The organism is Halovulum dunhuangense, from assembly GCF_013093415.1.
GTDB classification, from domain to species: domain Bacteria; phylum Pseudomonadota; class Alphaproteobacteria; order Rhodobacterales; family Rhodobacteraceae; genus Halovulum; species Halovulum dunhuangense.
The window spans coordinates 773303-790770 of sequence record NZ_JABFBC010000001.1 but is presented as its reverse complement, the minus strand read 5'-3'; the positions used below and the strand labels follow the sequence as shown (position 1 = coordinate 790770).

Sequence of the window (17468 nt, the reverse complement as noted above, 5' to 3'; positions counted from 1 at the left end):
GCATCGGGCGCGCATGATAGCGATCCGGCCACCGGCGGCAAGGGTCGCGGGCCGCCAGGACGAGAGAGGACACGCCGATGCCCGCCAATGCCGTCGAACTGAGAAACCTGCGCAAGGTCTATCGCGGATCCGGCCGCAGCGCCCCCAAAGAGGCGCTGAAGGGCATCGACCTCGACATTCCCGAGGGGTCCATCTTCGGGCTGCTCGGCCCCAACGGCGCGGGCAAGTCCACCACCATCAACATCATGGCCGGCCTGGTGAACAAGACCTCGGGCACGGTGCGGATCTGGGGCTTCGACCAGGACGTGAACCCGCGCCAGTCGCGCGCCTCGATCGGGGTCGTCCCGCAGGAGCTGAACATCGACCCCTTCTTCACGCCCCGCGCCGCCCTCGAGGTGCAGGCCGGGCTTTACGGCGTGCCGAAATCCGAGCGCCGCACCGACGAGATCCTGGCCGCCGTGGGCCTGTCGGACAAGGCCGAGGCCTATGCCCGCACGCTGTCGGGCGGCATGCGCCGCCGCCTGCTGATCGCAAAGGCGCTGATGCACCGCCCCGCGGTCCTGGTCCTCGACGAGCCGACCGCCGGGGTGGATATCGAGTTGCGACAGATGCTCTGGCGCTACGTCCGAGAACTGAACGCTCAGGGCACCACGATCATCCTGACCACGCATTACCTGGAAGAAGCGCAGGAGATGTGCGACCGCATCGGCATCATCAACCACGGCGAGGTGGTCGCCTGCGACGACACCCGCAACCTGCTGGCGCGGCTCGACGGCAAGACCATGGTCATCACCCCCGAGGACCCCGTCGCCACGCCCCCCGCCATGCCCGAGGGGGTCAGGGTCGACATCCGCGCGGATGGCGCACTGGCCTTCAACTACCGGCGCAGCGTGACCCCGGCCGAGGCCGTGCTCGATGCGGTCCGCGCCGCAGGCATCCGCATCCGCGACGTCGCCATCGAAGAGGCGGACCTGGAGGACGTGTTCGTCAGCCTGACCAGCAACGCCGCCTGAGCCCGCTCAGACGTTGGGCAGGATCTTGCCCAGCACCTTGCCGCCAAGGACGTGCAGGTGGAAATGCGGCACGTCCTGGATGCCCGCCTCGCCCGAGTTGGAAATCAGCCGGTAGCCCATGCCGCCATCCGCGACCGCGGCGCCGGTCTGGCGGCACACTTCGCCCACGGCCCGGGTGAAATCGGCGATCTCGGCATCGCTCGCATGGGCCGCGAAGTGGTCGTAGTTCACATAGGCGCCCTTCGGGATCACCAGCACATGCACCGGCGCCTGGGGCGCGATATCCTCGAAGGCAAGGCTGTGCTCGGTCTCGAGCACGGTGCGGTTCGGGATCTCGCCGCGAAGGATCTTCGCGAAAATGTTCTGGTCGTCATAGTCGTACATGGGAACCCCCGTCTGGCTCAGATCAGGCCCTCGGCCCGGAACAGCTGTTTCAGATCCGCCACCGGGCGTGCGCCCAGGTGGCTTATCACCTCGGCCGCCGCGACGCATCCCATCCGGCCGCAGGTTTCCAGCCCGCGACCCGTGGCATAGCCATAAAGAAAACCTGCGGCGAACTGGTCGCCCGCGCCGGTCGCGTCCACCGGCGTGACCATCTCGACCGGGACTTCCACCCGCTCGCCCTCGCGCACCAGCACCACGCTTTCGCCCGAGCGGGTGCACACCACCAGCGGGCAATCCGCGGCGGCATGGATCAGCGCCTCTTCCAGCGTGTTCGCCTGGTAGAGCGACAGCCATTCGGACTGGTTGCCGATCACGAAATCCAGCTCTCCGCGCACCAGCGTCCGGAAATCCGCGCGGTGCCGGTCCACGCAGAAGGGGTCGGACAGCGCGATCCCCGCCTTGCCGCCACCCTTGCGGCAGGCGCGCGCGGCGGTCTGGAAGGCGGCCTTTCCCTTGTCCTTGTCGTAGAGATATCCCTCGAGAAACAGGATCTCGCTGTCGGCCACAGCGTCCTCGGGCACGTCCGCGCCGCTCACCTCGGACGAGATGCCCAGATAGGTGTTCATCGACCGCTCGCCATCCGGCGTCACGAAGATCATCGAGCGTGACGTTGGCAGGTCGTTCTGATCCGCAACCGGCGGGTTCAGGAAGCGCGTGCCGCCCTCTTCCAGCTCGGACGCATAGAAGCGGCCCAGCGCATCGTCGCGCACCCGCCCGATGAAGCCGGTTGCAAGGCCCAGGTTGCCCAGCCCCGCCAGCGTGTTCGCGACCGAACCGCCAGCGACCTGCACCCGGTCCTTCATCGCGCCATAAAGCGATTCCGCGCGCTGGCGTTCGACCAGCTGCATGATGCCCTTGCGGATGCCCATATGGTCGAGAAAGCTGTCATCGGCATGGGTCAGCACATCGACGATGGCGTTGCCGATGCCGACAACCTGAAAGCGTTTGGTCATGCAGTCTTGTCCTCGAACGGGCAGAGGTCGTTGATGATACAGGCCCCGCAGGCGGGCTTGCGCGCCTTGCAGACATAGCGCCCGTGCAGGATCAGCCAATGATGGGCGTGCTGCTGGAATTCGACCGGGATGTTGTCCTCGATCGCGCGCTCGACCGCGATCACGTCGCGGCCGGGCGCGATGCCGGTGCGGTTGCCCACGCGGAAGATATGGGTGTCGACCGCCTGCGCGGGGTAGTGGAACCACATGTTCAGCACCACGTTGGCGGTCTTGCGCCCCACCCCCGGCAGCGCCTGCAGCGCCGCGCGCGACGACGGCACCTGGCCGCCATATTCCTCGATCAGCTTCGCGCACAGCTTGATGACGTTCTTCGCCTTGTTGCGGTATAGCCCGATCGTCTTGATATGCTCGATCAGCCCTTCCTCGCCCAGCGCCAGCATCTTTTCCGGCGTGTCGGCGATCTGGAACAGCCTGCGCGTCGCCTTGTTCACACCCACATCGGTTGCCTGCGCCGACAGCGCCACCGCCACCAGCAGGGTAAACGCGTTCACATGCTCCAGCTCGCCCTTCGGCTCGGGCTCGGAGGCGTGAAAGCGGGTGAATATCTCGCGGATCGTCGCGTAGCGAAGCTGAGCGGCCATGCCGTTTCCCTTGGCACAGGGCGGCACACCGCGCAAGCGCCTGAAAAGACGAAGCCCCACCTTGCAGGGCGGGGCTTCGCGCATGCTTCCCGAAGGACGTCGAAAGGTCAGATGCAGACGACGTGCAGCGGCTCGAACCCGTTGAACCCGACCGAGGAATAGGTGGTCGTGTAGGCACCCGTGCACAGGATCCGTACCCGGTCGCCCGCGCGCAGCGCCACGGGCAGCATCACCGGACGCTTTTCGTACAACACGTCCGCGCTGTCGCACGAGGGGCCGGCCAGCACGCAGGGGCCCATCTCGCCGCCATCCGCGGTGGTGTCGAACTGGTAGCGGATCGCCTCGTCCATGGTTTCGGCCAGGCCCGAGAACTTGCCGATGTCCAGATACACCCAGCGCGCGATGTCGCTGGGCCGCTTGCGCGACACCAGCAGCACTTCGGCCGAGATGACGCCGGCATCGGCCACCAGGCCGCGGCCCGGCTCGGCCATGACGTACTCGACCTCGCCGAAATATTCGCGCACCAGGTCCATCACGCCGTGTCCATAGGCGACGGGCGCCTCGACTTCCTCGCCGTAGAAGGCCGGGAAACCGCCACCGATGTTCAGCACGGTCATGTCGAAGCCCTCGGCCCTCGCCTCTGCCCAGACGGACGCGGCTTCCGACAGCACCGGCTTCCACATGCCCGCGCGGCGGGTCTGCGAGCCGACATGGAAGCTGATCCCCACCGGGTTCAGCCCATGCGCACGGGCATAACGCATCAGGCCCAGGATCTCGGTCGCGGGCGCGCCGAACTTGCGGCTGAGCGGCCAGTCGGCCTCGGAATGCTCGACCAGCAGGCGGATATAGACCCGCGCGCCGGGCGCATGCAGCGCCAGCTTGTCCAGCTCCTCGGTCGCGTCGGCGGCGAACAGGTCGATGCCGCGCGCCCGCGCCCAGACGATGTCCGACGGCTTCTTCACGGTGTTGCCGAACGAGATGTCGTCGGCCCCCGCACCCGCATCGAGGCAGAGCGCGATCTCGCCGCGCGAGGCGGCATCGAACCGGCAGCCGGCGGCCACGAGGCGCCGGATCAGCTGCGGCTCGGGGTTCGCCTTGACGGCGTAGTGGATATGCGCGGGCGCAAGCCCGGCAGCCAGCGCGCGGTAGTTGTCCAGCGCACGATCGACGTCCAGGACCATCGTCGGACCGTCGAAATCATGCGTGTCCAGATACGCGGACAGCTTCTCGGAGATGCGGGATTCGGTAAACGCGCGGCGGTCGGTTACGACAGCGGCGCCTGCGACCATGGTCGCCGGTTCGGCAGCAATCATAGGGCTTCCCCATAATATCCCGGATTTTCAGGCCCGGACGGACGTTACAAGGACGCGGATGTCGCTGCGTAAACCAGCATGGGCCAGAGGCGCGTGCAATTTGCGTCTGTCCGCACACATGGGGCAGATGGGCCGCTACTACAAATGCATTTCTCACATGCCAGCCAAAACAAAAACGCTGTAGCTTTTTGCGCAACATCCGGGTGGCCGACAGACACGCCCCGCGCCTAGATTTGGCCCGAAGGAGCCCGCCATGACCCTGCATGACCCGTATCACTACACCCTGATCGCCCGCGCCATCACGGAGATCGACGCCGCCGCACCCGCGCAGATCTCGCTCGAATCGCTGGCCGAGCGGGTGGGCCTGAGCCCCGCCCATTTCCAGCGCCTGTTCAGCCAGTGGGTCGGGGTCAGCCCCAAGCGTTATCAGCAATACCTGGCGCTCGATCACGCAAGACGCCTGCTCGAGACGCGGGCAACCCTTCTCGACGCGGCGCATGACGCGGGCCTTTCCGGCACCGGACGCCTGCACGACCTGTTCCTGCGCTGGGAGGCGATGACCCCCGGCGAATATGCCCGCCGCGGCGCCGGGCTGGACATCCGCTGGGGCTGGGTCGCCAGCCCCTTCGGCCCCGCCCTGGTCATGGCGACGCCGCGCGGCATCTGCGGCATCGCCTTCGCGGCGGAAACCGGGCGGGCGGCCGCGATGGCCGACCTGCGCGCCCGCTGGCCCGAAGCGCGCTACATCGAGGACGCCGAAGCGATCGCAAGACTGGCCGAGCCCGTCTTCGCGATGCGCGGCGAGGCACAACTCCACCTGATCGGCGCCCCCTTCCAGATCAAGGTCTGGGAGGCGCTCCTGCGGATCCCCGAAGGCGCCGTCGCCCCCTATTCCGAGATCGCCCGCGCCATCGGCCACCCGACCGCGATGCGCGCCGTGGGCACCGCCGTGGGCCGCAACCCCATTGCCTATCTCATTCCCTGCCACCGCGCCCTGCGCAAATCCGGCGGGCTGGGGGGGTATCATTGGGGGCTGGGGGTAAAGCGGGCCATGCTTGCCCGCGAATCGGCGCGCGCGGATGCCGGTTGAAGTCCTGAAAGGATCGGTAAGAAACCGCCCAAAGTGACAATTGCGCGTGAAAGACTGCCCATTTCAATTGCGCTGGGCTTAGAAACCCGTTGGGATCAAGTAACGGCGAGGCACCGCTTCGCGCATTTGGAACACGAGGACGAAACATGCTTTCGGCTAAATCGATCACCCTCATCGCCGCATCGGGCCTGGCGCTCTCTGCCTGTACCGATCCGGACGGCACCGCGAACAACACCGGCAACTCGGCCCTGATCGGCGCTGGCCTTGGCGCCATCGCCGGCCAGATCGTCGGGGGCGACACCGAAGCCACCGTCATCGGCGCCGGCATCGGCGCCGCCCTGGGCGGCGGCGTGGGCGTCCTGCTCGAACGGCAGGAGCGCGCGCTGCAACAGGAACTGGCGGGCTCCGGCGCCCGGATCGTCAACACCGGCAGCCAGCTGATCGTCAGCCTGCCCGAGGCGATCACCTTCGCCGTGGACAGCACGGTCGTGCGCGACAGCCTGCGCGACGACCTGTTCGCCATCGCGCAGAACCTGCAACAGTACCCGAACAGCACCGTGCAGGTCATCGGCCACACCGACGACACCGGCTCGGCATCCTACAACCAGGACCTGTCCGAGCGTCGCGCGGCGGCCGTGCGCAGCATCCTGGTGCAGGGCGGCGTGTCGTCCTCGCGCATTCGCGCCTTCGGCATGGGCGAAAACCAGCCCATCGCGACGAACGCCACCGCCGAGGGGCGGCAGGCCAACCGCCGGGTCGAAATCGTCATCACGCCGACCCGCTGACGGCTGGCACGACGCAAGACCAGACGCCGCCCTTCGGGGCGGCGTTCCTGTATCCGAAGGGGCTTCTTGTTCTTTCCCGCGATGCGGTCATATGATCTGACCAATCGAGGGACCCCGAATGACCTTCCACAAGATTGAACCGGAGCGCATCGCCAGCGCGATCCGACGGCAGATCGAAAGCCTCATCCTGCGCGGCGTGCTGCGCCCCGGCGCGCGCCTGCCCGCCGAAAGGGACCTGGCGGCGCAGCTCTCCGTCTCCCGCCCGTCTTTGCGCGAGGCGCTGGCGGAACTGGAACAGGCCGGCCTGATCGTCACCCGCCCCGGTGCGGGCGCCTATGTGGCGGATGTCCTCGGCTCGGCCTTCGCACCGCCCCTTGTGCGGCTCTTCTCCACCCATTCCGAGGCGCTTTTCGACTACATCGCCTTCCGACGCGATCTCGAGGGGCTGGCGGCGGCCCGTGCCGCCCGTGAAGCCAGCGACACCGACCTGTCGATCATCACCGCGATCTTCCAGCGCATGGAAGCGGCCCATGCCCGCCGTGCCGCCCGCGAAGAGGCGGCGCTGGACGCGGATTTCCACATGGCCATCGTCGAGGCGTCGCACAACGTGGTCATGCTGCACATGATGCGCTCTATGTTCGAGATGCTGCGCGAAGGCGTGTTCTACAACCGCCAGACGATGTTCGCGATGCGCACCACCCGCAGCGAGCTTCTTCAGCAGCACCGGGCGATCCACGACGCCGTCACCGGGCGCGATCCGGCGGCGGCAAGGGCCGCGGTCGAGGCGCATATGGATTTCGTCGAAAGCGCCACGCGCGAGCAGATCCGCATTGCCCGGAACGAGGATACCGCCCAGCTGCGCTTCGCGCAGGAACAGGCCAAATAGAAAAGGCCCGCAACCTTTCGGTGCGGGCCTGTTTCGCGGTCTGTCAGGCAGGCGTCAGTGCAGCTTGCCCTTCACCTCGGCGATGGCCTTGTCGATCAGCGCGTCCGCCTGGGTCGCGTTCATCTTCTGGGCGATGACCTCGGCCGCGGCCTTGACGGCAACCGCCACGGCGCGGTCACGCACCTCGCGCACAGCAGCCTGCTCGGCCGAGGCGATCTGCTCGGTCGCGGCGTTCAGACGGCGCGCCATGGTCGCTTCCAGGTCGGCCTTTGCGGCGGCCAGCGCCGACTCGCCCTCGGACTTCGCGGCGGCCACGATCGAGGCCGCCTGGTCCGATACTTCTTCCTTGCGCTTCTCGAACTCCGCCAGCAGGGACTGGGCGTCCTCGCGCATGGTGCGCGCCTCGTCCAGTTCGTTGCGGATCTCTTCGGCGCGCGCGTCCAGCTTGGATGTGATCAGCTTCGGCACGCCGAAATACAGCAGCACGCCGACGAAGATCAGGAAGCCCAGCAGCACCACGAAGTCGGTATTGTCGAGCGAGAAGAACGGGCCGGTGGCCATGGGCAGGAACAGGTTCATCGGCTCAGCCTTTCATCGCGTTGGCGACAGCGGACTTCACCGCCGCATCATCGGCCAGATCCGGCATCAGCGCCGCGACGATGGCGGCCCCGGTCTCGCCGGCGACTTCCTCGACGCTGCGGGTGGCCGACTCGCGGATTTCGGCGATGCGCTTCTCGGACTCGGCCGCACGGGCCGCGATCTCGGCGTCGGCCTTGGCGATGGCCGCGTCCAGTTCCTTCTGGATCGCCGCACGGGTTTCCCCGGCGATGCGCTGCGCCTCGGCACGGGCATCGGCCAGCGCCTGGTGATAGGCGGCCTCGGCCTCCTTCGCCTTCTGGCTCAGCGCCGCGGCCTGGTCGAGGTCGTTCTGAAGAACGCTCGCACGATCCTCGATCACCCCGCCGATCCGTGGCATGGCCACGCGCGAGACGATGAAGTAGATCGCCGCAAGCGTGACCACCAGCCAGAAGATCTGGTTGGGGAAGGTCGAGAAATCGAGCTGCGGCATGCCCGCCGCTTCGGTTGGCTCAGCCATGTTCTCTCTCCGCAGTTGCCCCGCGGGCCGGGTGGCCCGCGGCTACCGATGGAGGACGGGCACCCCAGGCACCCGCCCCGAGATCGCCGTCGATCAGACGGCGAACATCAGCAGCAGGGCGACCAGGAACGAGAAGATGCCGAGCGCTTCGGCAAAGGCGATGCCGATGAACAGCGTCGCGGTCTGCTCGCCGGCGGCGGCCGGGTTGCGCAGCGCGCCGGACAGGAAGTTGCCGGCCACGTGGCCCACACCGATGCCCGCGCCGCCCATGCCGATGCAGGCCAGGCCCGCGCCGATGAACTGACCCATTTCAGCGATATTGCCTTCCATTTTGGATGCTCCTTCTGATGGAATGACGTGGATTGGTTAGTGAGACGGATGCAGGGCGTCGTTCAGGTAGACGCAGGTCAGGATCGTGAACACATAGGCCTGGATGCAGGCCACCAGCAGTTCCAGACCATAGATCGCCGCGATGGCCGCCACCGGCAGCACCGCGCCGACGCCCAGCGCACCGGCAAAGCCCGCGAACACCTTCAGAACGGCGTGACCGGCCATCAGGTTGCCCGCAAGTCGGATCGAATGGCTGACAGGCCGCACGAAATACGAGATCACCTCGATCACCGCCAGCACCGGACGCAACGGCAGCGGCGCGCTCGACACCCAGAACAGGCCGAGGAAGTGCGTGCCGTGCTTGATGAAGCCGATCGCCGTCACGGTGAAGAACACCGCCAGCGCCAGCACCGCCGTCACCGCGATATGCGACGTCGTCGAGAACGACATCGGCAGCAGCGCCAGCAGGTTGGCGAACAGGATGAACATGAACAGGGTCAGGATGTAGGGGAAATACTTCAGCCCCTCCTTGCCGGCCACGTCCTCGACCATCTTGCGGGTGAAGCCATAGGTCAGCTCGGCCATGCTCTGCCCGCGCGTCGGCACCAGCGCGCGACCGCGCGCGGCATAGACCAGCAGCAGCGCCACCGCGGCCACGGTGATCGCCATCCACAGCGTCACGTTGGTCAGCGTGTACCAGGCCACCGGCCCATCGCCAAACAGCGGCTTGACCACGAACTGGTCCATCGGGTGGATGTTGAAGCCGCTGCCGCCTTCCGCCGGTTCTGCCATCGCCTACTCCGTTTCTTCCCCGGGGCGTTTGCGCCCCCGCTTCACTTCTTCCGCCGAGCGCATCATCGTGCGGATCCCGGCGGCAAATCCCAGCACGGCGAAGATCATCAGGAACAGCGGCAGCGTGCCGAACAGCACGTCTAGGCCGTAGCCGATGAGGCAGCCCAGCGCCATGCCGACAACCAGTTCCAGAACCATGCGCCAGGCCAGCGAACTGGCCTCGTACTTGTTCTGTCGGGATGGCTTCGGTTCGCGTGCAAGCTTCGCTGCGGCGATCCGTTCCTCCAGCTTTCGAAGCTGGTCCCGGTGTGGTTTGTCGGCCATTGTCCAAGCCTTTTCGCCGACCGGGGCAGCACATGCCACCCCGGCGAACTTGGCGCGGACACTAGGGGGGGCGAACGCGCAAGTCAAGCAACGCCGTTGCGACGCAACAATCCGGCAAGCAACTGATATTGAACGGATTTGCCAGGGTGCGACCGGCGGGCGCAGGACGAATTTCACAGCCCCTCACGGCCTCGTCGCACCCCGCGCCTCATTCAACCGAACGGTTGACGATTCATCCGGACCCGGGCAAGCGTTCCGCATGAGCGATGCCGATGCCCGCCTCGACGCCAGTTTCGCCGCCCTCGCCGATCCCACAAGGCGGGCGATCGTGAACCGCCTTCTGGCCGGCGACTGCACGGTTGGCGACCTGGCCGGGCCGTTCGAGATGAGCCTTGCGGCTGTGTCCAAGCACCTCGCCATCCTGACCCGCGCGGGGTTGATCAGCCAGCACCGCGAGGGCCGGGTCAAGTGGTGCCGGCTGGAGATCGACGCCCTGCGCCCCGCCGCCGTCTGGATGGAGGCCTTCGGCAGTTTCGACCCCGACGACCTCGACGCGATCGAGGCGCTGCTCCTCCCCCTGGAGGAGGAGCAGGAGCAGGACTGAGCCTCACTCCCCCGCGACGCTGCCCTCGCGCCGCCCGTCGGCCGCGCCCAGCATCCCCTCGGGGCCGATGGTGACGACATGCAGCCCCGAGTTCAGGTTCGATATCCGCACCTCGTGCCCCATCGCCTCCAGCTCCGCCGCCATCTCGGCAGCGCCCGTCCCTTCCTCAAGATCCGTGGGGCCGTTCAGGTTCGTCACATGCCCCATGTCTATGGCGGCCTGCGGATCGAGCCCCCAGTCGATCACGCCGATCAGGGACAGCGCGACATAGGGAATGATCCGCGCGCCCCCGGGCGATCCGGTCAGCATCACCGGCGCCCCGTCCCGCAGCACCACCGTCGGCGCCATGGACGAGCGCGGCCGCTTGCCCGGCTCCACCCGGTTCGCCACCGGCTTGCCATCGACCATCGGCACGAAGGAGAAATCCGTCAGCTCGTTGTTCAGAAGGAACCCGCCGGTCATCACCCGGCTGCCGAAGCCGGTCTCGATGGTGGTGGTCATCGACACCATGTCGCCATGACGGTCCACGATCACGAAATGGGTGGTGCCGGGCCGCTCGGCCTGGGTGTCGGGGGCAAGCAGCATCCCCTCCCTGAAGGGCGGCGTGCCGGGCGCCGCCGTCTCCATCGCCTGGTCGGTCTCGATCAGCGCCGCCCGGCTGTCCAGGTAAAGCGGATCGATCAGCCCCTCGGTCGGCATCCGCACGAAATCGCTGTCCGCCATGTAAAGCCCGCGATCCGCGTAAGCCAGGCGCGACGCCTCGATGAACAGGTGATAGCCGCCCACGGTCGGCGCGTCGCCCATCTCGAAATTCTCGAGCATCCCCAGGATCTGCCCCACGGTCAGCCCGCCCGAACTGGGCGGCCCCATGCCGCAGACGTCATGTGCGCGGTATTCCACGCAGACCGGCGCCCGCTCCACCACCTCGTAGGCGGCCATGTCCTCCAGCGTCAGCATCCCCGGATTGGCCGCGCCGCGCACGGCGGCCACGATGTCGCCTGCAATCGCCCCCTCGTAGAAGGGCGCCGAACCATGCGCCGCGATCAGCCGCAGGGTGCGCGCGAATGCCGGGTTCTTCAGCACCGTGCCCGCAGGCTTCGGCGCGCCGGTTTCGGTGAAGAAATAGCCGCGCGCTTCCGCGAAATCGGCAAGACCCCGCTCCTGCGCGTCGGCGATCGAGGACGCCATGCGCAGCGAGATCTGAAAGCCTTGCTCGGCCTGCCGGATGGCAGGCTCCACCAGATCGGCCCAGGGCGTGCGGCCGTGCTTCGCGTGCAGGGTTTCCAGCAGCTTCAGCGTGCCCGGAACACCGACCGACCGGCCGCCGATCACCGCCTCCCAGAAGCCCATCGGCGTGCCGTCTTCCTTCAGGAAGTAATCCGGGCCAGCCGCCATCGGCGCCTTTTCCCGCCCGTCGAAACTGGTCAGCCTGCCCTCGGACGCGTCCCAGTAAAGCGCAAACGCCCCGCCGCCGATGCCCGAGCTTTGCGGCTCCACCAGGTTCAGCATGAACTGCACGGCGATGGCTGCATCCGCAGCCGATCCTCCGGCCGCCAGCACATCGCGCCCGACCTCGACGGCCAGCGGATGCGCTGCCGCAACCAGGTAGTCCCGCGCGGCAATGCTGTCGTTCGCGACCACCGAAAAGGTCTGCTCGGGCTGGGCGGGCACCGCCTGCGCAAGCGCCCCGCCCGCCGCGCCGAGCCATGCCGCCGCAACGGCGAGGGTGGAAAACCGTTTCATGCCAATCTCCTTCCGATCCCGGCGAAAAGACTAGCAGCGCCGGCGGCACGATGCACCCGCGCAATGCATGGCGCGCGGCTCAGGCCTCGACCAGCGCCTCGGCCCTTGCCAGGTCGACCGACACGAGCTGGCTCACCCCCTGCTCGACCATGGTCACGCCGAAAAGGCGGTCCATCCGGCTCATGGTGACCGCGTGGTGCGTGATGATCAGGAACCGCGTCTCGGTGCGCTTGATCATCTCGTCCAGCAGGTCGCAGAAGCGGGTGACGTTCGCATCGTCAAGCGGCGCGTCCACCTCGTCCAGCACGCAGATCGGGGCGGGGTTCGCAAGGAACACGGCAAAGATCAGCGACAGCGCGGTCAGCGTCTGCTCGCCCCCCGACAGCAGCGACAGGGTGGACAGCTTCTTGCCCGGCGGCTGGCACATGATCTCCAGCCCCGCCTCCAGCGGATCGTCGCTTTCGACCAGCACCAGGTTCGCGTCGCCGCCGCCGAACAGCGTGCGGAACAGGGTCGCGAAATTCGCGTTCACCTCGTCGAATGCCGCCAGCAGACGCTGCCGCCCCTCGCGGTTCAGGTTGGCGATGCCGTGGCGCAGCTTGCCGACCGCCTCTTCCAGGTCCGCCTTTTCGGCCGCAAGGGTGTCGAACTCGGTCTGCACCTCGCGCGCGTCTTCCTCTGCACGCAGGTTGACCGCGCCCAGCGCCTCGCGCTGGCGGCGCAGGCGCTGCACCTCGATCTCGGTCGCCTCGGCCTCGGGCATGTCCGCCGCATCGGTGCCCAGCGCGTCCAGAAGAGCCTCGGGCGTCTGCTCGCGTTCCTCCATGATGCGGTCGGCCGCGGCCTCCGCGCGTTCCGCCGCAGCCTCGGCCAGTCCCTCGGCCCGCGCCCGCACCTCCCGCGCCTCGGACGCCGCGCGCTCGGCCGCGCGCTCTGCGGCCTCGGCCGCGCGCAGCGCCGTCTCCCCCTCGGCCAGCGCATCGGCGGCCTTGCGGCAGCGCTCCTCGGCCTGGAGCACCAGTTCCACCAGCCGCGCGCGTTCCTCGAGGATCGCATCCGGCACCGCCGCCGCTTCCTCCAGCCGGTCGCGCCCGTCGGCGATGCGCTCTTCCAGCTCGGCAATCCGCGCCTCGGCGGTGGCCAGACGGTGCTTCCAGCCGCTGATCTCCTTGGCGATCTCCTGCGCCCGGCGGGTGCGCTGGTCGGCCTCGCGCTTCAGGTCGTCCATCCTCGCGCGCCGCGCCATCATCTCGCCGCGCGCCGCCTCCACCGCCGCCCGCGCCGCATCCAGCGCCGCCCGCGCCTCTTCCAGGTCGCCCAGCTCCGCCATCGCCGCGTCGGCCGTGGCGATCTCGTCCTCGGCCGCCGCCAGCTCCTCCTCGCGCCGGACCTTGCCCATGCGCACCGTCTCCAGCCGGCCCGTCAGCGTCGTCTCGGCGCTTTCCGCGCGCCCCGCCTCGCGCAGCGCGGCGGATGCCGCATCCTCCGCCGCCTTGCGCGCCCGCCGGGCCGCCGCCTCCGCCGCCTGGGCCAGTTCCAGCGCACCCCGCGCCGCGTCATGTTCTGCCCGCGCCGCGTCCTGCCGCGCCCCCGCCTCGGCCGCCGCCTCCTCCAGCGCCGCCAGCCGGTTCAGCTGCTGAAGCCGCAGCGCCGCGGCACTCGGCGTATCCTCGGCGGCCGACACGAAGCCGTCCCAGCGCCACAGATCGCCCTCGCGGCTGACCAGCCGCTGCCCGGGCGCCAGCCGCGCCTGCAACCGCGCCCCGTCCGCGCGCTCCACCAGCCCCACATGCGCCAGCCGCCGCGCCAGCACCCCGGGCGCGGAAACATGAGCCGACAGCGCCGCCGCCCCCTCCGGCAGGCCTGCCGCGACCATGCCCGCATCGAGCGCCCGCCAACCCGAGCCCGCCGCGTCGCCGTCCAGCTCCGGCGCCTTCAGATCGTCGCCCAGCGCCGCCCCCAGCGCCGCCTCGTAGCCCGGCGCCGCCCGCACCCGGTCCAGGATCTGCGGCCCCTCGCCGCTTTCCCGCTCGATCAGCCGCCGCAGCGCCGCCAGCTCCGCCCCCAGCGCCGAGGCCTCGCCCTCCGCCTCGGCCCGCAGACCCCGCGCCGCCGCCTCTGCCGCCTGCGCCTCGGCGCGCGCGGCCTCCGCCTCGCCCAGCGCGCCTTCGGTCCGCTCGGCTTCCTCGCGCGCATCCTCCAGCGCGTCATCCGCCGCCGCGCGCCGCGCCGCCGCCTCGGCCTGCTCCTCGGCCAGCCGCTCCTCGGCGGCCACCGCCTCGGCCAACTCGCGCGCCGCCCGCCCGGCCTGCGCGCGCGCATCCGCCAGCCGCCGCTCTGCCGACTGGTGCCGCGCCGACAGCCGCGCCGTGTCCTCGGTCATCCGGTCCAGCGCCGCTTCCTCGGATTTCAGCCGCTCGCCCGCCTCGCGCGCCGCATCCCGCGCCTCTTCCAGCCGCGCTTCCTGCCCTTCGGAGGCGGTGGCGATGGCCTTGCCCTCCCAGTCCAGCTCGGCGATCCGCTCGCCCGCGTCGCGGTTCAGCCCGCGCTCGCGCTCGGCATCGCGGGTCAGCTGCTCGATCCGGGCGGTCAGGCTGCGCACTTCCTCGCGCGCCCGCGCCTCCCGCTCGTCCAGCGCGTCGCGGGCGATCAGCTGGCGCTGCAATATCGCGCCCGACACCGCCTCTTCCTCGCGCAGCGGCGGCATCGCCTCGGCCGCCGCCTCCCGCGCACGCGCCGCCCGTGCCGCCTCCCCCTGGGCCGCGGCCGCGATCTTCACCGCCTCGGTCAGCGCAGCACTCGCACTCAGCCGCTCGGCCTCGGCCTCCTGCCAGCGCAGGAACAGAAGCAGCCCCTCCGCCTGCCGCAGCGCCGTGCCGATCTCGCGGTAGCGCGCCGCCTGCCGGGCCTGCCGCTCAAGTTGCGCCAGCTGGTTGCGCAGCGCCTCCAGCACGTCGTCCACCCGCTCTAGGTTGCTTTCGGTCGCCCGCAGCTTCAGCTCCGCCTCGTGGCGGCGCTGGTACAGCCCGGAAATCCCGGCCGCCTCCTCCAGGATGCGCCGCCGGGCCTTGGGCTTGGCGTTGATCAGCTCGGAAATCTGCCCCTGCCGCACCAGCGCCGGGCTGTGCGCACCCGTCGAGGCATCGGCGAACAGCATCTGGATGTCGCGCGCCCGCGCCTCCTTGCCGTTGGCCTTGTAGGCGGATCCGGCGTCACGGGTGATCCGGCGCACGATCTCCAGGTTGTCGGCATCGTTGAACCCCGCCGGCGCCAGCCGCTGCGAATTGTCCAGGTGCAGCGTGACCTCGGCATAGTTGCGCGCGGGCCGGGTCGCGGCGCCGGCAAAGATCACGTCCTCCATCCCGCCGCCACGCATGGCCGAGGGGCGGTTCTCGCCCATCACCCAGCGCAGCGCCTCCAGCAGGTTCGACTTGCCGCAGCCGTTGGGTCCGACCACGCCGGTCAGCCCGGGCGCGATCACAAGCTCCGTGGGATCCACGAAGCTCTTGAAACCAAGCAACCGCAATCTGGTGAACTGCATCGCGCGAAAAGCCCTGCCCCTGGGATCCGTCGGGAATGGCCGATTCCGGCTCTTCCACCCACGTTCCCGCAGTCACAGCCCCGGAGTCAAGGCAAATGCCCCTGCATATGGTGGGACGACCCCGGTTATCCACAAGATACCCGCCGGACTCGACAGCCGGGCCCCGCCCTCCATATGTCAGGCAGGCAAAAGAACCACGAGGAGAGCATGGCAGACAGCTACCGACTGGTCGGGATTTCAGGCGCGCTTCGCCGCGAGTCGACCAACACCAAACTCCTGCACGAGGCGATCCGCGCGTTCGGCCCCTGCGATTTCACCCAGGGCGACATCCGCATGCCGCTCTTCGACGAGGATCTGGAAATCGCCCAAGGCGTCGCCCCGGAGGCCCACGCGCTGGCCGACCGGATCGTCGCGGCGGACGCGCTGGTGATCTGCACCCCGGAATACAACCGCAACCCGCCCGGCGTGCTGAAGAACGCGCTCGACTGGCTGAGCCGCACGAAAAAGGCGCCGCTGACCGGAAAGCCGCTGGCGATCCTTTCGGCGGCCGACGGCTTCGGCGGCGGCATGCGCTCGCAATTCGCGCTGCGCCACATGCTCACCCCCTTCAACCCGCGCATCCTGCAAGGGCCGGAAGTGGTGCTGCCCGACAGCCGCAACGCCTTCGACGACCAGGGAAGGCTGACGAACAAGCTGGCGCTGGCCAACGTCGAAAAGCTGATGGCCGCCCTCAAGGCCGAGATCGACCTCCTGCGCCTCAGGCCCTGAGCCCACGGCTCAGGTGATGGGCGACGGTGAAGCTTTCGGGCAGGTCCACCGCCTCGCCCGTCACCATCCGCGCCACCAGCGCACCTGCATGATGGGCGATGCCGAAGCCGATCTTGAAGGCGCCGTTCGCGGAATAGACCCCGGCCAGGCCGGGGATCTCGCCCAGCATCGGATCGCGCCGCCGCGCCTTGGGGCGCAGGCCCGCCCAGCGCTCGACCACCTCGGCGCCCTCCAGCGCGGGGCACAGCGCCCTCGCCCGCACGAGCACATCGTCGAGCAACCCGTCCGTGGCCCGTGCCTCGTCCCAGCGGTTCTCGGATGTGGAGCCGACCGCCACCAGCCCGTTCCCGTGCGGCACGACGTAAAGCCCGTCGTGATAAAGCATCGGCGCATCCGGCGGCACATCCGCCCTTAGCAGCGCCGCCTGGCCCTTGACGCCCTGCCCCGCGACCTGGCCCAGCGCCGGCGCCATCAGGCCGAACCCCGGCACCCCGGCGGCGATCACGATGCGCCCCGCGATCACGGGCCCCATGTCCGTCTCGACCCGACCGCCCGCGACCGCCCGGACCGCACACCCCGACCGGATCCGGCCACCCCGCGCCTCGACCGCCGCCGCCAGCGCCCGCACGGCGGCGCGCGGAAAGATCCGCGCCGACAGCGTCTCGTGCACCGCACCGCAGGCGGCACCCGCCAGCCAGCCCGGGTCCGCATCGTCGCGCAACCGCCACTCGGCGGCGCCCCCCCAATGCACCGCCGCCCCGCGCGCCCGGTCCGCGGCCCGTTCGCGGGCCTCCGCATCGCTCAGCGGCATCAGCCGCCCCGTCCGCGCATAGCCCGGATCCACGCCCGAGATCGCCGCCACCTCGGCCCAATGTGTCCCGGCCGACAGAAGCGCGTCCAGCTGGAACTGCTTCTTCGGGTTCCACTGCTCCGGCACATGCGGGCTGAGCGCGCCCACGATCCCGCCGGACGCCCCGGCGCCTGGCGTCTCCGCCTCCAGCACCGCGACGGACAGGCCGCGCTTCAGCGCCGCCCAGGCCACCGACAGGCCGAAGATGCCCGCGCCGACCACCAGCAGGTCCGGGGCGAAGCCCCGCTCTGGCCCGCGCGCAGCGCGGCCGGATGGGTTTGCGATTGTCAACGTC

At 69.2% G+C, this 17468-nt stretch carries 18 protein-coding genes; 6 read left to right on the top strand and 12 right to left on the bottom strand.

Annotated features, from left to right (window positions below; all coding sequences use genetic code 11):
• Positions 1–77 precede the first annotated feature (77 nt).
• Positions 78–1013: an ABC transporter ATP-binding protein gene (locus HMH01_RS03860; protein WP_171322663.1), complete on the top strand. Its 936-nt coding sequence runs from the start codon at positions 78–80 to the stop codon at positions 1011–1013.
• A 6-nt stretch (positions 1014–1019) separates the two neighbouring features.
• Here the strand turns inward: HMH01_RS03860 and HMH01_RS03855 are convergent, their stop codons facing one another.
• From HMH01_RS03855 to HMH01_RS03840, 4 genes are all read right to left on the bottom strand, one after another.
• Complete coding sequence (locus HMH01_RS03855) at positions 1020–1397, bottom strand: HIT domain-containing protein (protein WP_171322661.1); 378 nt, start codon at positions 1395–1397, stop codon at positions 1020–1022.
• A 17-nt stretch (positions 1398–1414) separates the two neighbouring features.
• On the bottom strand, positions 1415–2410 hold the full coding sequence (locus HMH01_RS03850; protein WP_171322659.1) for an adenosine kinase: 996 nt from the start codon (positions 2408–2410) through the stop codon (positions 1415–1417).
• Positions 2407–3051 carry an endonuclease III gene (gene nth, locus HMH01_RS03845; protein WP_171322657.1) on the bottom strand — a complete coding sequence of 215 codons (645 nt, stop codon included), beginning with the start codon at positions 3049–3051 and terminating at the stop codon, positions 2407–2409. The genes HMH01_RS03850 and nth overlap by 4 nt, the downstream gene beginning before the upstream one ends.
• Before the next feature lie 107 nt (positions 3052–3158).
• The gene (locus tag HMH01_RS03840; protein ID WP_246237270.1) at positions 3159–4364 is read right to left on the bottom strand and encodes a type III PLP-dependent enzyme; all 1206 of its coding nucleotides are present in this window, start codon (positions 4362–4364) and stop codon (positions 3159–3161) included.
• A 253-nt stretch (positions 4365–4617) separates the two neighbouring features.
• On the opposite strand from HMH01_RS03840, the gene HMH01_RS03835 reads away from it, so the two are divergent.
• The 3 genes from HMH01_RS03835 (at position 4618) to HMH01_RS03825 (ending at position 7125) form a co-directional block, all read left to right on the top strand.
• Positions 4618–5454 carry a methylated-DNA--[protein]-cysteine S-methyltransferase gene (locus HMH01_RS03835; RefSeq protein ID WP_171322655.1) on the top strand — a complete coding sequence of 279 codons (837 nt, stop codon included), beginning with the start codon at positions 4618–4620 and terminating at the stop codon, positions 5452–5454.
• Positions 5455–5600: 146 nt separating this feature from the next.
• Entirely contained in the window at positions 5601–6239 is a 639-nt protein-coding gene (locus HMH01_RS03830) for a YiaD family glycine zipper/OmpA-like lipoprotein (protein WP_171322653.1), read from the top strand.
• A 118-nt stretch (positions 6240–6357) separates the two neighbouring features.
• Positions 6358–7125, top strand: a complete 768-nt coding sequence (locus HMH01_RS03825) for an FCD domain-containing protein (RefSeq protein ID WP_171322651.1) — start codon at positions 6358–6360, stop codon at positions 7123–7125.
• Positions 7126–7179: 54 nt separating this feature from the next.
• On the opposite strand, the gene HMH01_RS03820 is transcribed toward HMH01_RS03825, so the two are convergent.
• The 5 genes from HMH01_RS03820 to HMH01_RS03800 all read right to left on the bottom strand — a co-directional run bounded on the left by HMH01_RS03820 (position 7180) and on the right by HMH01_RS03800 (position 9667).
• Positions 7180–7704, bottom strand: coding sequence for a F0F1 ATP synthase subunit B family protein (locus HMH01_RS03820; protein WP_246237269.1), 525 nt, complete (start codon positions 7702–7704; stop codon positions 7180–7182).
• Positions 7705–7708: 4 nt separating this feature from the next.
• Positions 7709–8221: a F0F1 ATP synthase subunit B' gene (locus tag HMH01_RS03815; RefSeq protein ID WP_171322649.1), complete on the bottom strand. Its 513-nt coding sequence runs from the start codon at positions 8219–8221 to the stop codon at positions 7709–7711.
• A 93-nt stretch (positions 8222–8314) separates the two neighbouring features.
• On the bottom strand, positions 8315–8551 hold the full coding sequence (locus HMH01_RS03810) for a F0F1 ATP synthase subunit C (protein ID WP_112322316.1): 237 nt from the start codon (positions 8549–8551) through the stop codon (positions 8315–8317).
• Positions 8552–8587: 36 nt separating this feature from the next.
• Positions 8588–9343: a F0F1 ATP synthase subunit A gene (locus HMH01_RS03805; protein WP_171322647.1), complete on the bottom strand. Its 756-nt coding sequence runs from the start codon at positions 9341–9343 to the stop codon at positions 8588–8590.
• A 3-nt stretch (positions 9344–9346) separates the two neighbouring features.
• Positions 9347–9667, bottom strand: coding sequence for an AtpZ/AtpI family protein (locus HMH01_RS03800; RefSeq protein ID WP_171322645.1), 321 nt, complete (start codon positions 9665–9667; stop codon positions 9347–9349).
• A 259-nt stretch (positions 9668–9926) separates the two neighbouring features.
• On the opposite strand from HMH01_RS03800, the gene HMH01_RS03795 reads away from it, so the two are divergent.
• Positions 9927–10271, top strand: a complete 345-nt coding sequence (locus HMH01_RS03795) for an ArsR/SmtB family transcription factor (protein WP_171322643.1) — start codon at positions 9927–9929, stop codon at positions 10269–10271.
• Between the two features lie 3 nt (positions 10272–10274).
• Here HMH01_RS03795 and ggt read toward each other — a convergent pair whose 3' ends face one another.
• Positions 10275–12014: a gamma-glutamyltransferase gene (gene ggt / locus HMH01_RS03790; RefSeq protein ID WP_171322641.1), complete on the bottom strand. Its 1740-nt coding sequence runs from the start codon at positions 12012–12014 to the stop codon at positions 10275–10277.
• Positions 12015–12093: 79 nt separating this feature from the next.
• Positions 12094–15555: a chromosome segregation protein SMC gene (gene smc / locus HMH01_RS03785; protein ID WP_171322639.1), complete on the bottom strand. Its 3462-nt coding sequence runs from the start codon at positions 15553–15555 to the stop codon at positions 12094–12096.
• A gap of 207 nt (positions 15556–15762) precedes the next feature.
• Here smc and HMH01_RS03780 point away from each other — a divergent pair, with 207 nt between their 5' ends.
• Positions 15763–16323: an NADPH-dependent FMN reductase gene (locus tag HMH01_RS03780; RefSeq protein ID WP_171322637.1), complete on the top strand. Its 561-nt coding sequence runs from the start codon at positions 15763–15765 to the stop codon at positions 16321–16323.
• Here the strand turns inward: HMH01_RS03780 and HMH01_RS03775 are convergent.
• Entirely contained in the window at positions 16313–17464 is a 1152-nt protein-coding gene (locus HMH01_RS03775) for an NAD(P)/FAD-dependent oxidoreductase (RefSeq protein WP_246237268.1), read from the bottom strand. The two genes, HMH01_RS03780 and HMH01_RS03775, sit on opposite strands and share 11 nt — an antisense overlap.
• Positions 17465–17468 lie beyond the last annotated feature (4 nt).